This window comes from Corallococcus sp. M7, from assembly GCF_054512695.1.
Map to the genome: position 1 here is coordinate 8,511,607 of NZ_CM137252.1, position 19,501 is coordinate 8,531,107.

The following is a 19,501-nucleotide window of genomic DNA, read 5'->3' on the forward strand; positions in this document are numbered from 1 at the left end:
GCATCCGCCCAGCACCCCAACCGCGCACACCACCGCCCAAAGCCTTGCCCAACGCATTCGCACTTCCATCATCCCCTCTTCGGCGGGCCGGCACTCGGCCCACCCCGGGGCGAAGCCTAATCCATTTCAATGGCGCACACGTCACCCGACTCCCTTCACCCGAAACCATGAAAGGGCTTGAAGGGCCGCGAACCACGCGCTTCCTGTCAGCGCATGACGGAGATGATTCATCCGGCTCCACCGCATGGCGATCTCCACGGCCGCCGGCGTGTCCTGCGATTGCATCAGCCGGACCATCGTGGGGATGAAGTACGAGAAGGTCAGCAACCGGTCCAAGAGCGCCACCAGCGCCGCCGCGAGCCACCAGAAACGCAGCGGCCCCGTCGCTCGCGTGGCGAAGTAGAGACTGGCCAGCGTGAGCAGCGTCAGCGGCGCCGTGGTGACGACGCCCCAGAAGCGCCGGCCCACGTCATCCTGGCGCGCCGCCTCCGCGGACCAGTGCGCACCCGTGACATCGAGCCACCGGGGGAGCGAGATGCGATGCTCATAGAGCCCCGCGCCGAACGCGACGCCCAGGTTGAGCACGAAGAGCCACAACAGGATTTCCGCCCCGGAAGGCTTCAGGTTCATCATGGGGTCAGCATGCGTCCCGTGCCCCCGAACGTCTTTCGTGCCCTTGTGCTGTTTTTCTCAATCCTGCGGTGTTCTCCATGAGCCCCCGGCACGCACTTCTCGCCCAGATTGGCGCGGACATCGTCCGCTTCCAGGATGCCTCCGCGGAGTTCGACGCCACCGTGGGTCAGGTGCTCGCGCTCGGCCGCGCGGAGCTGACGTGTCTGGCGCAACTGCACTTCGGAGGCCCCGCGCCCCTGAGCGCCGTCACACGAGGCGCCGACGTGGCGCGCCTGGAGCTCGCCGGCTACGTCCAGCGGGAGGGCTCGGGAAGCAGCCGGAGGCTCGCGCTCACCGCGCATGCGCGCGAATGGATTGAAACCCTCTGGGGCCCTCTCCAGGCGGATGGCTTGCAATTGATGGCGCCGCTGCCGGACGCGGAGTTGAAGGTCATCGCCCGGTTCCTGGGCGAGGCGCGGAGGTCGCAGGACCGCCATTCCGCTCGAGTGGCGAAGCTGCTCCAGGAGCCCGGAGGGACGCGAGCGGCGCGGCGGCGCGGTGGCCTCTCCGCCGCCGCGCTCCACCGCGTGCGGCTCTTCATCGAAGCGCACCTCGCGCGGAGGATCCGGGTGGGAGAGCTGGCCCAGCGCTCGGGGCTGAGCGTCTTCTATTTCACCCGCGCCTTCCGCCAGTCCATGGGCATGACGCCGCACGCCTACGTGCAGCAGCGGCGGGTGGAGCGGGCGCGAGACCTGTTGAGCCAGACGAACCGCTCCCTCGGGGACATCGCGCTCGCGGTCGGCTTCAGCTCCCAGAGTCACTTCACCACGGTGTTCCGCCGGGTGACGGGGCTCACCCCGGCCGTCCTGCGGCGCGCGGGGCGCTGACGGATTCGCGGGCCCGGCGGGAAGATTGGCCCCGGGGGGCGTAGATGCGGATGAGCCCCCTTCCCAGGCACCCCACCATGGCCCGCCCCAAGAGTCCCCTCTTCTGGATCCTCCTCACCGTCGGAGGCGCCTGCGCGTTCTGCTGCACCGGCACCCTGGGGCTCATGGCCCTGGGGTTGTTCGCGGGGGACGACAGCGCCACGCCCGGAGCCTCCGGCACGGTGAGCAGGGCCCGTGGCGGCGGCAGCCCCGGCGAGCCCGGAGGCTTCGCGTTCGACGCGCCCAAGGGCTGGAAGACCCAGCCCGACGGGCGCTTCATCCTCGAGTGGGACGAACGGGGCGACACCCTGGGGGTGGAGGCGCTCCGGCTGCAAGCCCTGCCCGGGCTCGACGACGCCGAGGGCCGGCTCGTGAAGCTCTGGCAGGAGCGCATTGCCGCGGACTGGAACGGCGTGCCGCCAAACCCGCTGGTGATGCGGCGCTTCATGTCCAACGGGGCCCGCGCCTTCTTCACCGCGGCGGTGGTGCGCGCGAAGAACAACGACCGCAGCTTCCGCGTGAGCCTCTACCTGGTGGAGGCGGGCGACCGCCTGGAGCCGCTGTTCTTCATCCAGAGCTTCATGACGCCTGGAGGTCTGGGTGAGGCCATGTCGGCCTCGTTCTCCTGGAACACGTCCTATCTCCGGGTGGAGGAGGCGCTGAAGGGCGTGCGCGGGAGCCCCGTGGGCCTGCCGCTGGTGGACGACGCGGAGGTGGTGGGCCACTTCGTTTACGGCACCAGCTCCGCGGCCCAGTGGGTCAACGCCTATACCGGCGGCACCACCATGACGGCGGTCTCCTACAGCATCGACTACACCTTCGGCGCCAATCACGCATTCCAATACAAATACGGCGGCGCGTCCGGACAGGTGGGCGCGATGAGGTTCGGCTCCGAGGACGACCAGGGCACCTGGAGCGTGAAGCACGACGTGCTGACGCTCACCGGAGCGAAGCGGACCCGCCGGTACCTGCTCATCGGGGCGGCGCGCTCGCCGGAGGGAAAGCGCACGCTGTACCTCCTGAGGGAGAGCCAGGGCTGGTCGCTCTCCCCCGGCGCCATCGGCCAGGACGGAGAGCTGTACGTGTCAGTGGACTGAAGTTCCGCCCTGCCCGGTGACACCGCCGGAAAGCACCGGTGTTCCATCCGCCGGCCGGAAAAACCGCCGGCCCTTCCCTCACAGGAGATGGAACATGGCTGTCCTGCATCGCGGACTGCGGCTGGGTATGGCATTGCTCGCGAGCTTCACTGCCCCCGCCTGCGGGCCGGAGGCACCCCTGGCTGATGCCGCGCTGGAGGTGGGCGAGCAGGAGCTGGAGGCGGCGCGCTCGCCCCTGCCGCCCCTGAACCGTGAGGCGCTGCGACAGGCCATCGCGGGACTGCCGAACGCGGAGGTGTCCGGCGCGCTGGTCCGGGTGAGCGGCGCGGATGGGCGCTGGCTGGGAACGTCTGGCGTAGCCGACATCCGCACGGGCGCTCCGGTGCCGGCGGACGCGCACTTCCGCATTGGCAGCATGACGAAGACGTTCACGGCCACCGTCGTGTTGCAGCTCGCCGCCGAGGGGCGCGTGGACCTGGACCGGCCCGTCCAGGACTACCTGCCGCGCCTGCTGCCCGCGGGCGTCTACGCGCCCATCACCGTGCGCCAGCTGCTCAACTTCACCCACGGCCTGCCCGGCGTGCCGGTGCCGCAGAAGGACCCCGACTGGTTCTTCGAGAACCGCTTCCGGCGCTTCAGCCCCCGGGAGCTGGTCTCCCTGGCGCTCCCCCAGGGTCCCCGCTTCGCTCCGGGCACGCAGCAGGAGTACGGCAACATCGGCTACCTCGTCGCGGGGCTGCTCATCGAACAGGTGACGGGCCGGCCCTATGGGGACGCGGTGCGCGAGCGCATCCTGAGGCCGCTGCACCTGCGGGACACCTTCGTCCCCGGCAACGACGTGACCCTCCCCGGCCGCCACGCGCGCGGCTACGAGGAGGTCGCGCCGGAAGAGACGGGCTGCCCGGCGGGCGCCATCGCGTACGGAACGCGCTGCCTGATGGACGTCACCGAGGCCAGCCAGTCCGTGCCCTGGGCCGCCGGAGAGATGATCTCCACCGCCGAGGACATGGACCGCTTCCTCGTCGCGCTCTTCCAGGGCCGGCTGCTGCCGCGCAAGCAGCAGGAGGAGCTGTTCACCGTCCCGGACCTGCCCGCCGCGGGAGGCGGCCGCGCGACCTACAGCGCGGGCCTCTCCCGCTACGACCTCAACGGCGTCATCTTCTGGGGAAAGACGGGCGACCGGCACGGCTACAACAACGGGATGGGCGCCACGCGGGACTTGCGCCGGCGCCTCATCTATTCGGTCAACACGCTCCACATGGGAGGGGGCCAGCCGGACATCGCCGCGCGGATCATCGCGGCGGCGCTGCAGGGAGGTTAACCTGCCGCGCCACATTCACGGGAGGCCCCATGTCCGCGCTCGACAAGCCTGTCATCATCGGCCGTTCAAGCTCGCACTTCACACGCATTGCCCGGCTCTTCGCCACGGAGCTGGGCGTTGACCATTCCTTCCAGGTGGTGAGGGACCTCCTGTCCACGAACCCGGAGGACTACGGCGGCAATCCCGCGCTCCGGATCCCGGTCCTGAAGACAGCTCAAGGCGCCTGGTTTGGCGCGCTCAATGTCTCGCGTGAGCTGTGGCGGCGGTCGAACTCCAGGCCTCGGGTGGTGTGGCCGGAGGACCTGGACACGCCGCTGCTGGCGAACCTGCAGGAGCTCACCCTGCAGGCCATGGCGACGGAGGTGACGCTGGTCATGGAGAAGATGGCCGGCGCCGGTGAGGGCACGACCCACGCACGCAAGCTGCGCGAGTCCCTGCTCAACATGATGGCGTGGTTGGAGAAGAACGCGAGCGCCGCGCTGGCCGCGCTCCCACCCGAACGGGACCTGAGCTACCTGGAGGTCACGCTCTTCTGCCTCGTGACCCATCTGGAGTTCCGGGACGTCCTACCCACGGCCTCCTATGAAACGCTGAACCGCTTCTGTCAGCAGTTCGCGCAGCGCCCCTCCGCCAGCGCAACCCAGTTCCGCTTTGATGTCTGAGCCCCCTCGAGGGCTGTCATCCCCGCGGCGTCCTCTTCCTTCGCGCGCCCATCGCGCCTGACGCCGCGCCTCGCAGGAGGCGGCGGAAGGTGGGGCACTCCATGTGGCTTGGCGCGGGGCAGGACGCGGCGTGCCGCAGGCCGTCTCGCATCGCGCTCAGCTCGCGGATGGTCTTGTCCAGCTTCTCCGCCTGGGCGGAGAGCATCTTCCGGTCGATTCGCGGCCGGCCGTCTGGCGCGAACATGAGCGCGATCTCATCGAGCGAAAAGCCCGCGGCCCGGCCCATCGCGATCAGCGCCAGCCGCTCCAGCACCTCGGGCCCGAACAGACGGCGCAGCCCCCGCCTGCCGATGGAGGCGACCAGTCCCCGCTCCTCATAGAAGCGCAGCGTCGAGGCGGGAACGCCGGAGCGCTTCGCCACCTCCGTGATGTCCAGTGCCGTCATCCTCTTGACCTCAAGTCGACTTGAAGTGGCACCCTGCGGCTTATGGTTCTTGAAGGCAAGCAGGAGGAGCTCCCCATGGATGACACGGACGAACAGTCGAAGCTTTGGAACGGCACCGCGGGACACGCCTGGGCTGAAAACCAGGCGGTGCTCGATGGGATGTTCAAGCCCATCGAAGACCTGCTCGTCGAAGCCGTCGTCGCGGCCTCCGCGCGCCAGGTGCTCGACGTCGGTTGCGGCACGGGCAGCACAACGCTCGCCGTCGCGCGGCGGCTCGGCGCCATGGGCCACGGCACCGGCATCGATATCTCCGAGCCGATGCTCGCCACCGCCCGGATCCGGGCCGAACAAGAGGGCACTCCGGCCCGCTTCATCCGCGCCAACGCGCAACTGCATGCCTTCGAGCCCGCGAGCTTCGACATGATCATCTCGCGCTTTGGCGTCATGTTCTTCGAGGACCCCGTCCAGGCCTTCGCGAACCTGCGGCATGCCGCGAAGAACGACGCCCAACTCCTGGCCATCGCGTGGCGGAGCCCCTCGGAGAACCCGTTCATGACGACGGCCGAGCGCGCCGCGGCGCCGCTCGTGCCGAACCTTCCCGTCCGCCAGCCGGACGCGCCAGGGCAGTTCGCCTTCGCGGACTCGAACCGGGTCCACCGCATCCTGAAAGAGAGCGGCTGGTCTGGAATCGACATCCAGCCCATCGACGTGACCTGCACCCTGCCCGAGAAGGAGCTGGTCCATTACCTGACCCGGTTCGGGCTCCTCGGAAGGGTCCTCCCAGGGATGGACGAGACGACTCGCGCCCGGGTCATCGAAACGGTCCGCGCCGCGTTCGAGCCCTTCGTGCACGGAGCGGAGGTCCGCTACACCGCTGCCTGCTGGAAGGTGGGTGCCAGGGCCTGAGCGTTCAGCACGTCCCCGGATGAGCCTCCTGACGGCACCCATTCGTCAGGAGGCTCCAATCTGGAGCCGCGACGGGCGAAGGCCTCACGCGGGCCAGTTGCCTTCCATGGGATGCGGGCCATCCGTGAAGGCGCGCACCAGGTGGATGCCACCGACGAAGGCGCCGGCCCATGAGCCGCCCCTGCCGCCGAAGGACTCCTCACGGTCGCCACGCGAGCGCAGCGCATTGATGCCCACCTTGAAGGCATGGAGCCGCTCCGCGATGCGCCGGGCGAGCTCCGGGTCGTCCGTCGCCACCGAGGCCACGAGCGCGCCATTGGAGACATTGGCCTCCCGTAGCAGCTCCTCCTCGGAGTCCACCGACACCAGGACGTCGACAGGGCCAAAGGGCTCACGCAGGTAGAGCTCACTGTCACGCGGGACGCCGAAGAGCAGCACGGGCGGCAGGTACGCGCCCCGCTCCTGCCTCGCGGTGAAGGCATCCTCCGCGAGCATCCCCTGATGCAGCACCTGCGTGCCCTGCTCCCGCGCCTCGGCGATGAGGGAGCGGAGCTCCTCGGCCTTGCTCGGGGAGATGAGCGGCCCGAAGTCCACGTGCGCCCCCAGGACCGGGTTGCCGACACGCAACGTGGAGACCGCATCGACGTACGTCCGGACGAACTTCGGGACGAGCGACTTCTCGACGACCCAGCGCGTGTAGGCGGTGCAGCGTTGCTTACCGAAGTCGAAGCCCGCGCGAATCTGTTCGCCGAGCCCGTCCCAATCCGAGAAGTGCGTGACGGCGTAGGCGTTCACGCCCTCCATCTCCAACGCGTAGCGCTTGTCCGTGTCACGCAGGCGGCGGTGGACCTCGCCACCGTTGGCGCGGCCCCCGATGAAGGCGACGCCCGCGATGTGGGAGTGGCCGACGAGCGCCTCGGAGAGGTCCCTCCCGCGTCCACCGACGAGCGAGACGGGGAGGCCCGCGCGGCGCAGCAACGCGAAGGCGAGCGTGAGGGAGACGCCGCCGCCCTGGGTCGGAATCTTCGCGATGACCGAGTTGCCCGCGAGCGACTGCACGAGCACGTTGAGCAGCAGGACGGAGAACGGATAGTTCCAGGAGGCGATGTTCGAGACCAGGCCGAGCGGCTTGCGGCCGTCGAGCATCCGGTCCATCCGCTCCAGGTACCACGCGATGCCCGAGAGACACCGGTTCACGTCGTTGGCGGCCGTGGGCAGCGTCTTGCCGATGTCCCACGCGAGAATCCGGACGAGCAGGTCCCGGTGCGAATGGAGCAGCACCACTGCCTCCGCGACAGCTCGTGCGCGCTCATCGAGCGGACGGGCCGCCCAGGGCGCGAACTCCGCCGATGCCTGCTCGACGCCCGCGGCGACCTGCGCGGCGCCCAGCAGCGGCAGCTCCGCGAGGACGCTGCCATCAATGGGCGAGACAGCGTTGAACCAGGCAGGCGGCTGGACCCACCTTCCCGCGACGGGAGAGAGCAACCGGCCCTGGGATTCGAAGGCCTCCGGCACGGCCCTCCGGGCTTCGGCCAGCAGGAGGCGACTTTCAAGATGACGAAGGGGCTCGCCAACACGTTCGGTATCCAGCATGGGTGCTCCTCCTCGCGCGTCTGGTCCGCGCTGAATCAAGTGAAACCACGGCTCATGACAAGCTGCGGCATGAGCGCAATATCGTCATGCACGCCCCGTCCGTCTGGGGAGGCAGGCAGGGGCCCGCCGGACGGGATGTGCGACCCCTGAAGGCTCGGCGCGTCACACACGCGTCCTGGACAATTGCAGCCACTATTCAAGTGATTGCCATGCGTGCGGCAGGCAGCCACGCTCGTGTCACATGGGACACAAGCGGCTGATGAGGATTGGCGTTGTCGGCGGCGGGGCCATGGGGTGCGGCATCGCGCTCGAGCTCGCCATCGCTGGCAGACAGGTGGTGCTCTTCAACCGGCATGCGGGCAGCAGCGAGGCCGCGCGCGTGAAGCTGGAGCGCGACGCGGCGCTGCTGGTGGAGACGGGGCTGCTCGGCGCGGAGCAGCGCACCCTCGCGCTCGCGCGCATCCATCGCACCACGGAGCTCGCCGAGGCCGCCGTGGTCCAGGACCTGGTCATCGAATCCATCCCCGAGGACCTGGCGCTCAAGCAGCAACTCTTCAAGGAGCTGGACCGGCTCGCGGCACCGGACACCCTGCTCGCCACCAACACCACCGCGCTGAGCGTGACAGCCATTGCCCGCGACTGCGCACACCCTGAGCGGGTCCTCTCCGCGCACTACTACCTGCCCGCGCACCTGGTGCCGCTGGTGGACGTCATCCCCGGCGAGAAGACGTCCCCCGACGCGGTGGAGACGGTGCGGCGCTTTCTCGAAGAGCTGGGCAAGTCGCCCGTGGTGTTCGCCAGGGACGTCCCGGGCTCGGTGGGTCCGCGCCTGCAGCAGGCGCTCATCGGTGAAGCGCTCCGGATCGTGACGGAGGGCGTGGCCACGCCGGAGATGGTGGACCGCGTGCTCACCCAGGGCATCGGGAGGCGCCTGGGGGCCTCTGGCATCTTCGACCGGTTGGACCTCGTGGGCCTGGACTTCATCACGAACGTCCTGCGCGGCGCGGGGCGCCCGGTGCCGCCGGTGCTCGAGCAGAAGGTGGGCCAGGGCGAGCTGGGCCTGAAGACGGGCCAGGGCTTCTATCCGTGGACGCCGGACAGCGCCGCCGCCTTCGAGGAGCGCATGGCCCGCCACCTCATCACGCAGCTGCGCGAGGACCGGGCCGCGGGCCGTCTTCCCACGCCGGAGTCCGAGGAATGAGCGCCGACGTCGTGCTCGTGGATCCCGCGGCGCTGTCCGACTTCATGGCGGACGCCGTCCGGGAGTACTCGGCGTGCACGCCGGAGCTGCCGCCGCGCAGCTGGGCCGTGCTGCTGGGGCGCTTCACGGACGACGCGATGCATGTGGAGCGCGTGGGCTTCGCCACCAACATCCGCGAGACGGACGACACCGTGCTCCAGGAGTTCGAAGCGGCCATCATCCCCCGCTTCGGCGCCTGTTACGCCAACGGGAGGCGCGGCTACTGGTGTGAGCCCCGCGAGCTGCTGCGCATCACCGCCGAGGCCGAGGCCGAGGGGCTGGAGGTGCTCGGCTCCATCCACCTGCACCCGGACTGGCACCGCATCGGCCCGCCTCACGAGCGGGGCCTGCGCGTCAGCCAGGAGCCCACGCCCATGGACAGACACCTGTTCCAGGGCAGCGGCTGGCCGCTCAACATGATCCTCTACCTGGAGCGGAGAGAGGGCAGGCTCTACCACTCGCTCGGAGCGTGGGCCCCACCCGCCGACACAGCGCCTGAAGCAGGTTGCCGTGCGCTCGCCATCCGCGTGCGCACTCCGGACAAGGGCGGAAGGTAGCGGCAATGACCGTGATGGACCGTCTGACGAGGTGCGTGTTCATCGCGTTCGGCGCGAAGCTCGCGCTGTCCCGCCGCTAAAAAGAAGAGCCGCCTGGGGCAGGTGCCTCCAGGCGGCTCCTTCAACCGCGCTGCTCCACCCGCCGCCTACGTCGCGGCGTCAGGCGCCGGCTGAAGCTCCGGGGCTTCGCTGGCGGCCGCGGTGCGCGTCTTGGCGATGAGCAGGTAGATGGCCGGCACGAAGTAGAGGGTGAAGAGCGTGCCCAGCGCCATGCCCGTCACCAGCACGAGCCCGATGCTGTTGCGCGCCGCCGCGCCCGGGCCCGATACCAAAACGAGCGGGAAGTGGCCCGCCACCGTGGCCACCGTCGTCATCAGGATGGGACGGAGCCGCTCGGAGGCCGCTTCCTTCACCGCCTCGAGCTTCGACCTGCCCTCCTCCTGGAGACGGTTGGCGAAGTCCACGATGAGGATGCCGTTCTTCGCGATGAGGCCCACCAGCGTCACCAGCCCCACCTGTGAGTAGATGTTGAGCGTCGTGGTGAAGCTGTCCGTGAAGTACGGCATCATCGGGTTCGGCATCCGCAGGAACGTGGTCACCAGCGCGCCGAAGAGCGCCAGCGGCACCGAGCCTGCGAGGATGATGAGCGGATCCCGGAAGCTGTTGAACTGGGCCGCGAGCACCAGGAAGATCAGCACCACCGCCAGCCCGAACGCCGGGGCGAACGAGTCACCCTCCGTGCGCAGCTGCCGGGACTCGCCCGTGTAGTCGATGCGGTAGCCCGCGGGCAGGATGCGCGCGGCCTCCGTCTCCAGGTAGGTGAGCGCCTCGTCCAGCGGGCGGATGGCCACGCCGCTGAGCTTCACGGCATTGAGCTGCTGGAAGCGGTTGAGCGACCGGGGCGCCACCTTGTCCTTGAGGGACGCGATGGACGACAGGGCCACGAGCTTGCCGTCCGGGCCGGTGACGTGGATGTCCTTGAGCTGCTCCGGGGTGAGACGCGAGGAGCGCAGGACCTGCGGGATGACCTTGTAGCTGCGGCCGGCGATGTTGAACCGGTTGACGAAGTTGCCGCCCACGGCGGAACCCAGGTCCTGCCCCACGGTGCCCAGGTTCAGCCCCAGCTGCGCGACCTTCTCGCGGTCCACCTCGAGCTCCGACTGGGGCTGGTCCAGCTTCACGTCGATGATGGGCGGGAAGGCGAACAACCCGCTCTGCGTCGCCTTCTCCTGGAGCTGCTGCGCGAAGCCCAGCAGCTCATCCGCCTCCGCCGTGGAGGCGATGACGAACTCCACCGGGAAGTTGCCGCCGCCCGGCAGCGCGGGGGGCTGGAGGGCGAAGGTCTGGACCGCCGGAATGGTGTTCACCCGCTCCTGCGCCTCCGCCAGCACCTGCGCCGTGGTCCGCTTGCGCTCCTTGTATGGCTTCAGCACCAGCCCCCAGAAGCCGTTGCTCGGCTGGACGATCTGGAAGTTGAAGCTGGACTCCGGCATCTCCATCAGCAACTCGCTCGTCTTGGTCACGGACGGCTTGAGCTGATCCAGCGTGGAGTTGGACGGCGTACTCATGATGCCGATGACGAAGTCCTGGTCCTCCACGGGCGCCAGCTCCCGGGCCGACTGGTTGAACATCACCAACGCGAGCAGGCTCAGGAAGATCCACGCCGCGTAGATGGGCCCACGGACGAGCAGCGAGCTGTCCAGGGTGCGGGCGTACGCGGCCCGCAGGCGCTCGAAGCCGCGGTTGATGACGCCCGCGAGCCCCTTGTCCTCGTGGCCCGCCTTCAAGAGCACGGAGGACATCATCGGAGAGAGCGTCAGCGCCACCACGCCCGACAGGGTCACCGCTCCGGCCAGTGTGAGCGCGAACTCGCGGAAGAGCGAGCCCGTGAGCCCACCCTGGAAGGCGATGGGCGCGTACACCGCGGCGAGCGTGAGGGTCATGGCGATGATGGGCCCCACCAGCTCCCGCGCGCTCTTGATGGCGGCGTCCACCGGGCGCAGTCCGTCACGCAGGTGGCGCTCCACGTTCTCCACCACGACGATGGCGTCGTCCACGACCAGGCCCACGGACAGCACCACCGCGAGCAGAGTGAGCAGGTTCACCGTGAAGCCGAACACCTGCATCAGGAACACCGTGCCGATGAGCGACACCGGGATGGCCACCACCGGAACCAGGATGGAGCGCACGGAGCCCAGGAACAGGAAGATGACGATGACGACGATGATGAGCGTCTCGATGAGCGTGCTCACCACCTCGTCGATGGCGTTCTGGATGTAGTCCGTTCCGTCGAAGGCGACGCCGCCGTGGATCTGCTCGGGGAGGTCCTTCTTGAGCGAGTCCATCTCCGTGCGGATGCGCTGCATGACGTCCAGCGAGTTGGCGTTGGGCAGCGACCAGATGCCGACGAACACGGCCGTCTTCCCGTTGAGCGTCACGTCGGTGTCGTAGTCCTCGGCGCCGAGCACCACGTCCGCGACGTCCGACAGCCGCACCACCGCGCCGCCATCCTTGCGGACGATGAGCTGCTTGAACTCCTCCACCGAACGCAGGCCCGTGTTCGCGGTGAGGTTCACCTGCACGAGCGAGCCCTTCGTCTGGCCCACCGCGGCGAGCGCGTTGTTGGTGGCGAGCGCCTGACGGACCTGGATGGGGCTGACGTTGAGCGCGGCCATCCGGTCCGGCTTCATCCACACCCGCATGGCGAACGTGCGCGCCCCGAGGATGTCCGCGCGCTGCACGCCCTCCACCGAGGACAGCCGGGGCTGCACCACGCGCACCAGGTAGTCGGACAGCTCGTTCTGCTCGAGGAAGTCGGAGGTGAAGTTGAGGTACGCGACGGCGAACTGGCTGTCCGCGGACTCGATGCCCATCACGGGCACCTGGGATTCGGGCGGAAGGTCGCCGCGCACCTGGTCGACCTTGGCGCTGATCTCGCTCAGGGCGCGGTTGGCGTCGTAGTTGAGCTTGAGCCGGGCGCGGATGATGGAGACGTTCTGCGAGCTCGTGGACTCGACGTAGTCGATGCCGTCCGCCGCGGCGATGACGCGCTCCAGCGGCGTGGTGATGAAGCCACGGACGAGCTCCGCGTTGGCGCCGACGTAGACCGTGGTGACGGTGATGTCGGCGTTCTCACTGCGCGGGTACTGCCGCACATTGAGCGAGCGCAGGGCCTGGAGGCCCGCGATGATGATGATGAGGTTGACGACCAGCGCCACGACCGGACGCCGGATGAACAGGTCGGTGAATTTCATGGGTTCGCCTTCCTGCGTCCCTTAGGGGTTCACCGGCTGGGGAGCGACCTCGATGGGCGGCGCCAGCGCGTTGTTCACGACGACAGCCATGCCGTTCTTCAGCTTGAAGACGCCGCTGCTGACCACGGTCTGCCCGGGCTTCAGGCCGGACGTCACCGCGACGTAGTCACCCCGGCGCTCCCCCAGCCGCACGAACTGCTGCCGCGCCAGCAGGGCCGTCTTGCCCGCGGCGTCCTTGCCCTCGGAGAGGGTGAACACCGAGTCGCCGTAGGGGGCGAAGAGCACGGCGGTGGCGGGAATGGCCACCACCTGCTCGCTGGCGTCGGAGAGCACCTCCACGCTGGCGAACATGCCCGGCAGGAGCCGGCCGTCCGCGTTGGGCACGGTGGCGCGCATGCGCACGTTGCGGGAGGACAGCTCCACCTCCGGGTTGATGGTGGTGAGCTCCCCTTCAAAGGACTCGCCCGGGAAGACGTCCACGCGCAGGCGCACCTTCTGGCCCTGCTTCACCTGGGCCAGCGCCTGCTGGGGCAGCTGGAACTCCACGAGCGCCGGGGTGGAGGACTGCAGGGACGCGATGGGGTTGCCCGGAGAGACGAGCTGCCCCAGCTCCACCTGGCGGATGCCGATGCGGCCATCGAAGGGCGCGCGGATGGTCTTCTTGGCGATGAGGGACTTCAGGTGGGCCACCGTGGCGGAGGACTGGAGCGCCCGCGCGCGGACGGCGTCCAGGTCCGACTGGGTGTTGGCGCCCTGGGCGTTGAGCTTCTCGGCGCGCTCGCGGGTCAGCCGCGCGAGCTCCGCGTCGGCCTCGGCGCCGGCCAGTTGGGCCTGCTCGCTGGAGGTGTCGAGCTGGACGAGCACCTGGCCCTTCTTCACCGAAGCGCCGTTCTCGAAGCGGATGTCGGTGACGACGCCCGGTATCTCCGCGCTCAGGGTCACGCCCCGGAGCGCCAGCACCGTGCCCACCGCGCTCCGGGTCCCCTGCCAGCCGAAGGACTCCGCCTGGGCGGACGTGACGGACTCGGGCGGCTGCACGAAGGTCTCACCGGCGCTGATCATGGAGACGATCTGGCCCGCCTTGACGGCGGCGAGCCCCGCGAAGATCGCGAGCAGGAGCAGCACGCCGATGATCCATCGCTTGAGGCGGCTGGCGCGCGGCGGTGAGGAGAGAGGCACTTCAGGAGCGGAGGCATGCATCGTGGCACCCACGGGCTGACGGGAGCAGCCGTGTCAGGGAATGCGCCGCGCTCTAGCCGAACCGAAGTGCGTTTGCGCCCTTGAAAATCTGTTCAGGTTGTGACCACTCCCTGGGTTGGTTTCGTGCGCTCTTTTCCGAGCGGCCACGTGACGAGCCCGTTACGGGCGCGCGAGGGCGCACCGCATCGTACGTGTGTCCAGGCGCTGCGCCTGATGACCACACAGAGCAACAGCGAAGAGGCACAGTCCGTATCACCGGGCGCGTCATTCCCTTGTCGTCGCCGCGAAACAGGTTCGCTACTCCGCCTGCTCCACGGCCAGCGCACGCCGTCCTCGAAGCAGTCCCCGGCTGATTGCATAGCTTCATGTGCAGTCGTTCAACGACACACATGAACCCATCACACCGGGGGAGGTTGCGACATGGGCAGCATCATCGAGGAAGAGGGCCTGAGGAATCCCAGCTTCTACAGTGAGAGCCAGTCAGCAAGCGGCAGTGAACGGGTGGGACTGAAGCAGGAGGGCAAGGAGCAGGTGAAGCGCATCGGCGGCATCACCCGCCAGCGCGCCTTCTCCCAGGTGGACTCCCGCAAGGGCGTCCTGGTGGAGAGCCTCAACGGCTTCGCGAAGCAGCTCGAGTCCATCTCCAGTCAGGGGGACACGCAGTTGCCGCAGCAGCTCATCGGCAGCGCCGTGGGCTTCGTGCGCAAGGCGTCCGACACCCTGGAACAGAACTCGACGGAAGAGCTGCTGCGCCAGGCGCAGACGCGGATGCGTGAGCGCCCGGGCGTGGCGTTGGCGGGGTGCGCGCTGCTCGGCTTCGTCGCCGCGCGATTCCTCAAGGCGTGAGGGGGATGGACATGGATCCCTCATCCTCACGCGCTCGCGGTCAATACATGGGGCTGGACGCGGACGACGTACGGCCCCGCCCCCAGCCGGAAGGCTTCCGTGACACGGACTCGCTGGGCGAGCAGTCGCTCGGGACGATCGTGTCCGAGTTCCTCGAGCAGGGCCGGCACCTGCTGCGGGCGGAGTTCACGCTCGCGCGCACGGAGATGCGCTCCGAGGCGAAGAAGGCCGCGGCGGGCGGCGGCATGCTCGCGGCGGGCGGCGTGGTGCTCTTCCTGGGCGCCATGGCGCTGGTGGCCTTCCTGGTCATCGCGCTCGCGCAGGTGATGCCGCTGTGGGCCAGCGCGCTGCTGGTGACCGTGCTGCTCATCGCCGCGGGGGCGGGCATCGCTGCCGTGGGAGCGAAACGACTCAAGGCGGTCCACGCACCGCGCAAGACCATCCAGACCCTCAAGGAGGACAGCCAATGGGCGAGCACGACGATGCGCTCCGCGAAATCGCGGATGCACGGGCACGCATGAGCGTGCTGGCGGATGAGCTCGGCCGCCGCGCGAACCCCGAGCTCTTGAAGGCCCGCGCGAAGGAGTTCGCGCTCGAGAAGAAGGAAGAGGTGACGGAGCACGCGAAGCAGCTCGCCGCGGAGAAGCGCGAGGAGCTGAAACAGCAGGCCCGCGAGAAGGTGCTCGACTGGAAATCACACGCCAAGGAGACGGCGATGCGCAAGACGTATGAATGGACGGATGAGGCCACCCACACGCCACGAGGACTGGGGCTGCTGGGGGCGCTGCTGGGAGCAGGGGTCGGCTCCATGTTGATGAAGCGGGCCTTCCGCTCGCGCATCGAGGAGCGCGAGTACCGCGTCCGCGAGTACGAGCGCATCCCCCTGTATGAGGCCGAGCGCGAGTACTACGGCGCCCCTGGTTCAGGCAGGGTCATCCCCGTCGAGGGCTACAACACGCGCGAGGAGTCCACCAGGGACGAGGGCATGCACCTCAAGGACCGGGTGAGCAGCGCCGCGGACACCGTGCGCGGCCGGGTCCACGACGCGGCGGACACCGTGCGGAGCCAGGCCTCGCACCTGCGCGAGCGCGTGCCGTCACCCCAGGCCATCCGGGGACGCACCTCGCAGTGGTACGACCGGGCCCTCGAGGAGCAGCCCCTGGCACTCGCGCTCGGCGCGGTGGCCCTGGGCATGCTGACCGCGAGCCTGCTGCCGGTGACGGACAAGGAGCGCCAGCTCCTGGAGCCCGCCAAGCGCCGCGCCCAGGAGGGACTGGCCCAGTTGGGAGACCAGGTGAGCCAGAAGCTGGAGGGCAGCGAAGAGGACACGTCCAGCCCTGAGACCGTCTCCATGGGCGCGAGCGGCGGAATCCCGCCCCTGCCGCCACTGGAGCAGATTGCCCCGAAGGTGCACTGAAGCAGCGGCCCTTCCCGGGCCTGAAGCGCATGGGCCCGGGAACGAACGCTCCGTGAAATCACAAGCACCGAGAATGAAACATGGTGTGTATCATCTGACCTTTCCGTACTCACCAGTTAGGTCTAGCTGACAAATATTTCCCGTTTTCTTGAATTATACGGCTCGAACCCTCTAGAACAGTGACAGTCCACCCGGCGGTCCCGCGCTGGGGCCGGGAGTTGGGCTGATCCACGCCAAGAGGGGCGACGAACATGTTCAAGAAGGCTGCTGTCGTCGTGGTGAGCTGTGGTGCGTTGCTGACGGCCTGCGGTGGTGAGGCGCAGAGCGAGAACGACGAGATTGTCTCCAACCTCGTCGAAGCGGGCTTCCCGGCCAACGACATCATGGTCGTGGACAACGCGGTGTACGTGGGGCGTGACGCTCACGTGAGCCTGGAGGCGTCCCGCGAGATGCTCCAGACCGACAGCGCGACCCCGGAGCAGTACCGGACGAGCAACCTCGTCGGCACCAGCGTGACGAAGATCTGCGTCATCCCCACCTCCCAGTTCAACAGCTACAGCCGGCTCAGCCAGGGGCTCGACCTGGCCATCGAGAACTACAACAGCCAGGGGCTGCGCATCACCTTCGCGCGCGGCTCGGCGTCCGACTGCACCGCGACCATCTCCGCGAAGACCACGAGCGGCACCGGCGGCTCGGCGGGCTTCCCCAAGGGCGGCAAGCCCTACGGCACCATCAACATCGGCACCGGGCTGCAGAGCTACAGCGTGGACGTGAACGAGCACGTCATCACCCACGAGCTGGGCCACACCATCGGCTTCCGCCACTCGGACTACTACGACCGGTCCATCAGCTGCGGCTCCGGTGGTGACGAGGGCGCGTCCAACGTGGGCGCCATCCACATCCCCGGCACGCCGACCACGGCCACGCGGGGCGGCTCGGTGATGAACTCCTGCTTCAGCTCGAGTGAAAGCGGTGAGTGGACCAGCTCCGACCGCACAGCGCTGAACTACCTCTACTGAGCGTAGACTCGCCGCGGGAACTTCACCCCGCGCGCGAGTGCATTGCAGCCCCAATCCAGGGATGCTTCCCCGCGTCCGCCCCGCCCTGGGGCGGACGCCTGGGATGGGTGCCGCGTTGAGTGAAGAGATCGTCTACCGCCATGCCATCGAGGGGCTCTTCCTGCGCTCCGTGGGCGCGAGCCTCACGCCGGAGCTGAAGGCGCGGCTGCGGGCCATCGGCCTGGACCTGGACGAGAAGATCCCGCACCACACGCCCCGCCACGTCTTCGCGGAGGCGCTGGGCATCACCGCGCGCCACCTGTACCCGGACGTGGACGCGAATGAAGGCTACCGGCGGCTCGGCATGGCCGTCATCAAGGGCCTGGAGCACACGCTGCTCGGCAAGGCGCTCGTGTCCCTGTGGCCCATCTTCGGGCCCGACCGGGTGCTCTCCCGCATGCAGGAGAGCTTCGCCACGGTGAACAACTACCTGAAGACCGAGCTCATCACCCACGGCCGCGCGAACCACACCATCAAGGTGAGCGAGTGCAACGGCAACCCGGGCTACCACATGGGCATCATCGAAGCCGGGCTGACCCGGGCCGGCGCGAAGAACATCCGCGTGGAGCCCTTCGACTACAACGGCCACGCCTGTTCCTACCGCGTGCGCTGGGATTCGTGAGCTCCGGCCCCCATGGCAGACTGCGGCCATGACCCGCTCTTCATCTTTCGCAGTCGTCGCGGCGCTGAGTCTGGTGCTGGTGTCCACGGCGTGCACGGCTCCTGACCACGCCCAGGACGAGCAGGACCTTCGTCAGTTGGTGAAGGCACAGACCGAAGCCTGGAACGCCCACGACGCGACGGCATGGTCGCGGGACTTCGCGGACGACGCGGACTTCATCAACATCGTCGGCACGGTGTTCCAGGGCCGCGCGGAAATCGAAGCGCGCCACGCCGCCATCTTCGCGAGCATCTTCAAGACCAGCCACGCCGAGGTCACCGTGCGCAAGGTCCGCTTCCCCAGCGCGGACATCGCCGTCGTGGACACGACGCACGAGGTCACCGGCCACACGGGGCTTCCCCCCGGCGTGCAGAACACCGAGGACAGACTGCTGCGCACGCAGATGCGGTATGTGCTCAAGCGCACCCAGAAGCAGTGGCGCATCGTCTCCGGCCAGAACACCGACGTGAAGCCGGCTCCCAAGCCTGTGCCGTAGACCTCCCCGTCATCCACCGCTCACAGGGGTTTGCGAGCTAGGGAGCCCCCGCGGCCTACGTCCCGGAGCGCTCCACGCGGCTCCGCCAGGCGATGAAGGGGGCGGAGCGCGCCAGCGTGCGCGCGAAGGGCAGGCCATGCGCATGCAGCCACTGACGTGTCTCGTCGCGGAGCCCGGCCTGGTCGAGGAGCTCCCCCACGGTGTGCCGTGACAGGTCCTCCAGGACGGCGTGGAGCTCGGCCTTCAATCCCTCGCGAACCTCGGGGCGCGCGAGGTTGTGCGCGATCACCTGGGGCGCCAGGGGGTCGAGGTGCTCATGAGGCACCCGGCCCAGCGCCTCCGCGGCCTCGGCCTCCGTCTTCTCCAGGGTGGCCAGGAAGACCTTCAGGCGCCGTGCGCCCAGGGCACGGGCGGTCTCCTCGCTGGCGAGCCGCTCCGCGATGCGCCGCTGCACCATGGCCATGGAGCCGTCGATGACCTCGCGCACGCGGTCCTGCAAGCTGCCGCCGAGTCCGCCCAGGATGCCCTTGCCCGCCGAGGCCGCCGCGCGCGCGCCCCAGCTCAGCGCATCCCGCAGGCCCCCGGCGACACCCGCCCCGGGAGCCCCCGCGATGACCTTGCTCACCAGGGACGACAGGGTCTCCTGGAGCGTGGTGCGCACGGTCTCCCGCACCTGCTCGGACGCCACCAGCTCGTCGATGGCCTTGCGCGGCAGGTGCACCGGCTTGCCCAGGAGCGTCGTCAGGGATGCGGTGGCCTCGGCGGGGAGCCACGCCCCCAGCTTGATGTGACTCTTCGCCGCGCGCGCGAGCAGGCGCGTGCGCAAGGGGGCCACCAGCCGGGCGTGCCAGCCCGTCACCCGCTCGGGTGTCAGGGCGAGGTCGACCGCGGCGAGGACGCGGTCTGGGTCCACCCAATCCGAGACGCGAGACGCACACAGCGCGTCGAAGATCAGGTCCAGCAGTTCCAGGAGCGAGGAGTCGTCAAGTTCGGACATCGGGACGGTCCTACTACGGCCCCGGGCCGAAAGGGTGGGATGACGGCCTCCCATGGCGACCCGTGTACAGATGGGGAGCGTTGCTGTCCGGAACGCGAAGGCTCGCGGGATGGATGTGATGACCAGCCGGATAGGAAATCCCTTTCATCAGGGCGCCGTGATGGGTTTGGCCGTCTCATCTTCGACGCGAACCGCTGACGCCGGATGTCAGAC

Annotated in this window: 19 protein-coding genes; 13 read left to right on the forward strand and 6 right to left on the reverse strand. The window is 68.8% G+C overall.

Going from position 1 to position 19,501, the window contains the following annotated elements:
• Positions 1-141 precede the first annotated feature (141 nt).
• Positions 142-633 carry a DUF1772 domain-containing protein gene (locus ACX114_RS34100; RefSeq protein ID WP_459291513.1) on the reverse strand — a complete coding sequence of 164 codons (492 nt, stop codon included), beginning with the start codon at positions 631-633 and terminating at the stop codon, positions 142-144.
• 77 nt (positions 634-710) lie between these two features.
• Here ACX114_RS34100 and ACX114_RS34105 point away from each other — a divergent pair, with 77 nt between their 5' ends.
• The 4 genes from ACX114_RS34105 to ACX114_RS34120 all read left to right on the forward strand — a co-directional run bounded on the left by ACX114_RS34105 (position 711) and on the right by ACX114_RS34120 (position 4,618).
• Entirely contained in the window at positions 711-1,499 is a 789-nt protein-coding gene (locus ACX114_RS34105) for a helix-turn-helix domain-containing protein (protein ID WP_459291514.1), read from the forward strand.
• A 77-nt stretch (positions 1,500-1,576) separates the two neighbouring features.
• The gene (locus ACX114_RS34110) at positions 1,577-2,635 is read left to right on the forward strand and encodes a hypothetical protein (protein ID WP_459291515.1); all 1,059 of its coding nucleotides are present in this window, start codon (positions 1,577-1,579) and stop codon (positions 2,633-2,635) included.
• A 94-nt stretch (positions 2,636-2,729) separates the two neighbouring features.
• Positions 2,730-3,956, forward strand: a complete 1,227-nt coding sequence (locus tag ACX114_RS34115) for a serine hydrolase domain-containing protein (protein WP_459291516.1) — start codon at positions 2,730-2,732, stop codon at positions 3,954-3,956.
• A gap of 29 nt (positions 3,957-3,985) precedes the next feature.
• A complete protein-coding gene (locus ACX114_RS34120; protein ID WP_459291517.1) occupies positions 3,986-4,618 on the forward strand; it encodes a glutathione S-transferase N-terminal domain-containing protein in 633 nt (210 codons plus the stop codon).
• A gap of 16 nt (positions 4,619-4,634) precedes the next feature.
• Here the strand turns inward: ACX114_RS34120 and ACX114_RS34125 are convergent, their stop codons facing one another.
• Positions 4,635-5,063 (reverse strand): helix-turn-helix domain-containing protein, encoded by a 429-nt coding sequence (locus ACX114_RS34125; protein ID WP_459291518.1) that lies wholly within the window; start codon positions 5,061-5,063, stop codon positions 4,635-4,637.
• Positions 5,064-5,138: 75 nt separating this feature from the next.
• Between ACX114_RS34125 and ACX114_RS34130 the strand changes: the two genes are divergently transcribed.
• Positions 5,139-5,969, forward strand: a complete 831-nt coding sequence (locus tag ACX114_RS34130) for a class I SAM-dependent methyltransferase (RefSeq protein ID WP_459291519.1) — start codon at positions 5,139-5,141, stop codon at positions 5,967-5,969.
• Positions 5,970-6,053: 84 nt separating this feature from the next.
• Here the strand turns inward: ACX114_RS34130 and ACX114_RS34135 are convergent, their stop codons facing one another.
• Positions 6,054-7,562 (reverse strand): aldehyde dehydrogenase family protein, encoded by a 1,509-nt coding sequence (locus ACX114_RS34135; protein WP_459291520.1) that lies wholly within the window; start codon positions 7,560-7,562, stop codon positions 6,054-6,056.
• Positions 7,563-7,821: 259 nt separating this feature from the next.
• Between ACX114_RS34135 and ACX114_RS34140 the strand changes: the two genes are divergently transcribed.
• Positions 7,822-8,763: a 3-hydroxyacyl-CoA dehydrogenase family protein gene (locus ACX114_RS34140; protein ID WP_459291521.1), complete on the forward strand. Its 942-nt coding sequence runs from the start codon at positions 7,822-7,824 to the stop codon at positions 8,761-8,763.
• Positions 8,760-9,359, forward strand: coding sequence for an MPN domain-containing protein (locus ACX114_RS34145; RefSeq protein WP_459291522.1), 600 nt, complete (start codon positions 8,760-8,762; stop codon positions 9,357-9,359). Before ACX114_RS34140 ends, ACX114_RS34145 begins: the two co-directional genes overlap by 4 nt.
• Positions 9,360-9,505: 146 nt before the next feature.
• Here ACX114_RS34145 and ACX114_RS34150 read toward each other — a convergent pair whose 3' ends face one another.
• Both ACX114_RS34150 and ACX114_RS34155 read right to left on the reverse strand, forming a co-directional pair.
• Positions 9,506-12,613, reverse strand: a complete 3,108-nt coding sequence (locus ACX114_RS34150; RefSeq protein ID WP_459291523.1) for an efflux RND transporter permease subunit — start codon at positions 12,611-12,613, stop codon at positions 9,506-9,508.
• A 21-nt stretch (positions 12,614-12,634) separates the two neighbouring features.
• A complete protein-coding gene (locus tag ACX114_RS34155; RefSeq protein WP_459291524.1) occupies positions 12,635-13,813 on the reverse strand; it encodes an efflux RND transporter periplasmic adaptor subunit in 1,179 nt (392 codons plus the stop codon).
• Positions 13,814-14,233: 420 nt separating this feature from the next.
• Here ACX114_RS34155 and ACX114_RS34160 point away from each other — a divergent pair, with 420 nt between their 5' ends.
• From ACX114_RS34160 to ACX114_RS34185, 6 genes are all read left to right on the forward strand, one after another.
• On the forward strand, positions 14,234-14,659 hold the full coding sequence (locus ACX114_RS34160; protein ID WP_459291525.1) for a hypothetical protein: 426 nt from the start codon (positions 14,234-14,236) through the stop codon (positions 14,657-14,659).
• Between the two features lie 11 nt (positions 14,660-14,670).
• Entirely contained in the window at positions 14,671-15,180 is a 510-nt protein-coding gene (locus tag ACX114_RS34165) for a phage holin family protein (protein WP_459291526.1), read from the forward strand.
• Entirely contained in the window at positions 15,126-16,076 is a 951-nt protein-coding gene (locus ACX114_RS34170; protein ID WP_459291527.1) for a hypothetical protein, read from the forward strand. Before ACX114_RS34165 ends, ACX114_RS34170 begins: the two co-directional genes overlap by 55 nt.
• Positions 16,077-16,327: 251 nt before the next feature.
• Positions 16,328-17,095 (forward strand): zinc-dependent metalloprotease, encoded by a 768-nt coding sequence (locus ACX114_RS34175; protein WP_459291528.1) that lies wholly within the window; start codon positions 16,328-16,330, stop codon positions 17,093-17,095.
• 103 nt (positions 17,096-17,198) lie between these two features.
• Positions 17,199-17,756, forward strand: coding sequence for a DUF2378 family protein (locus tag ACX114_RS34180; protein ID WP_459291529.1), 558 nt, complete (start codon positions 17,199-17,201; stop codon positions 17,754-17,756).
• A gap of 28 nt (positions 17,757-17,784) precedes the next feature.
• On the forward strand, positions 17,785-18,291 hold the full coding sequence (locus ACX114_RS34185; RefSeq protein WP_459291530.1) for an SgcJ/EcaC family oxidoreductase: 507 nt from the start codon (positions 17,785-17,787) through the stop codon (positions 18,289-18,291).
• A 55-nt stretch (positions 18,292-18,346) separates the two neighbouring features.
• Here ACX114_RS34185 and ACX114_RS34190 read toward each other — a convergent pair whose 3' ends face one another.
• Entirely contained in the window at positions 18,347-19,288 is a 942-nt protein-coding gene (locus ACX114_RS34190) for a hypothetical protein (RefSeq protein WP_459291531.1), read from the reverse strand.
• Positions 19,289-19,501 lie beyond the last annotated feature (213 nt).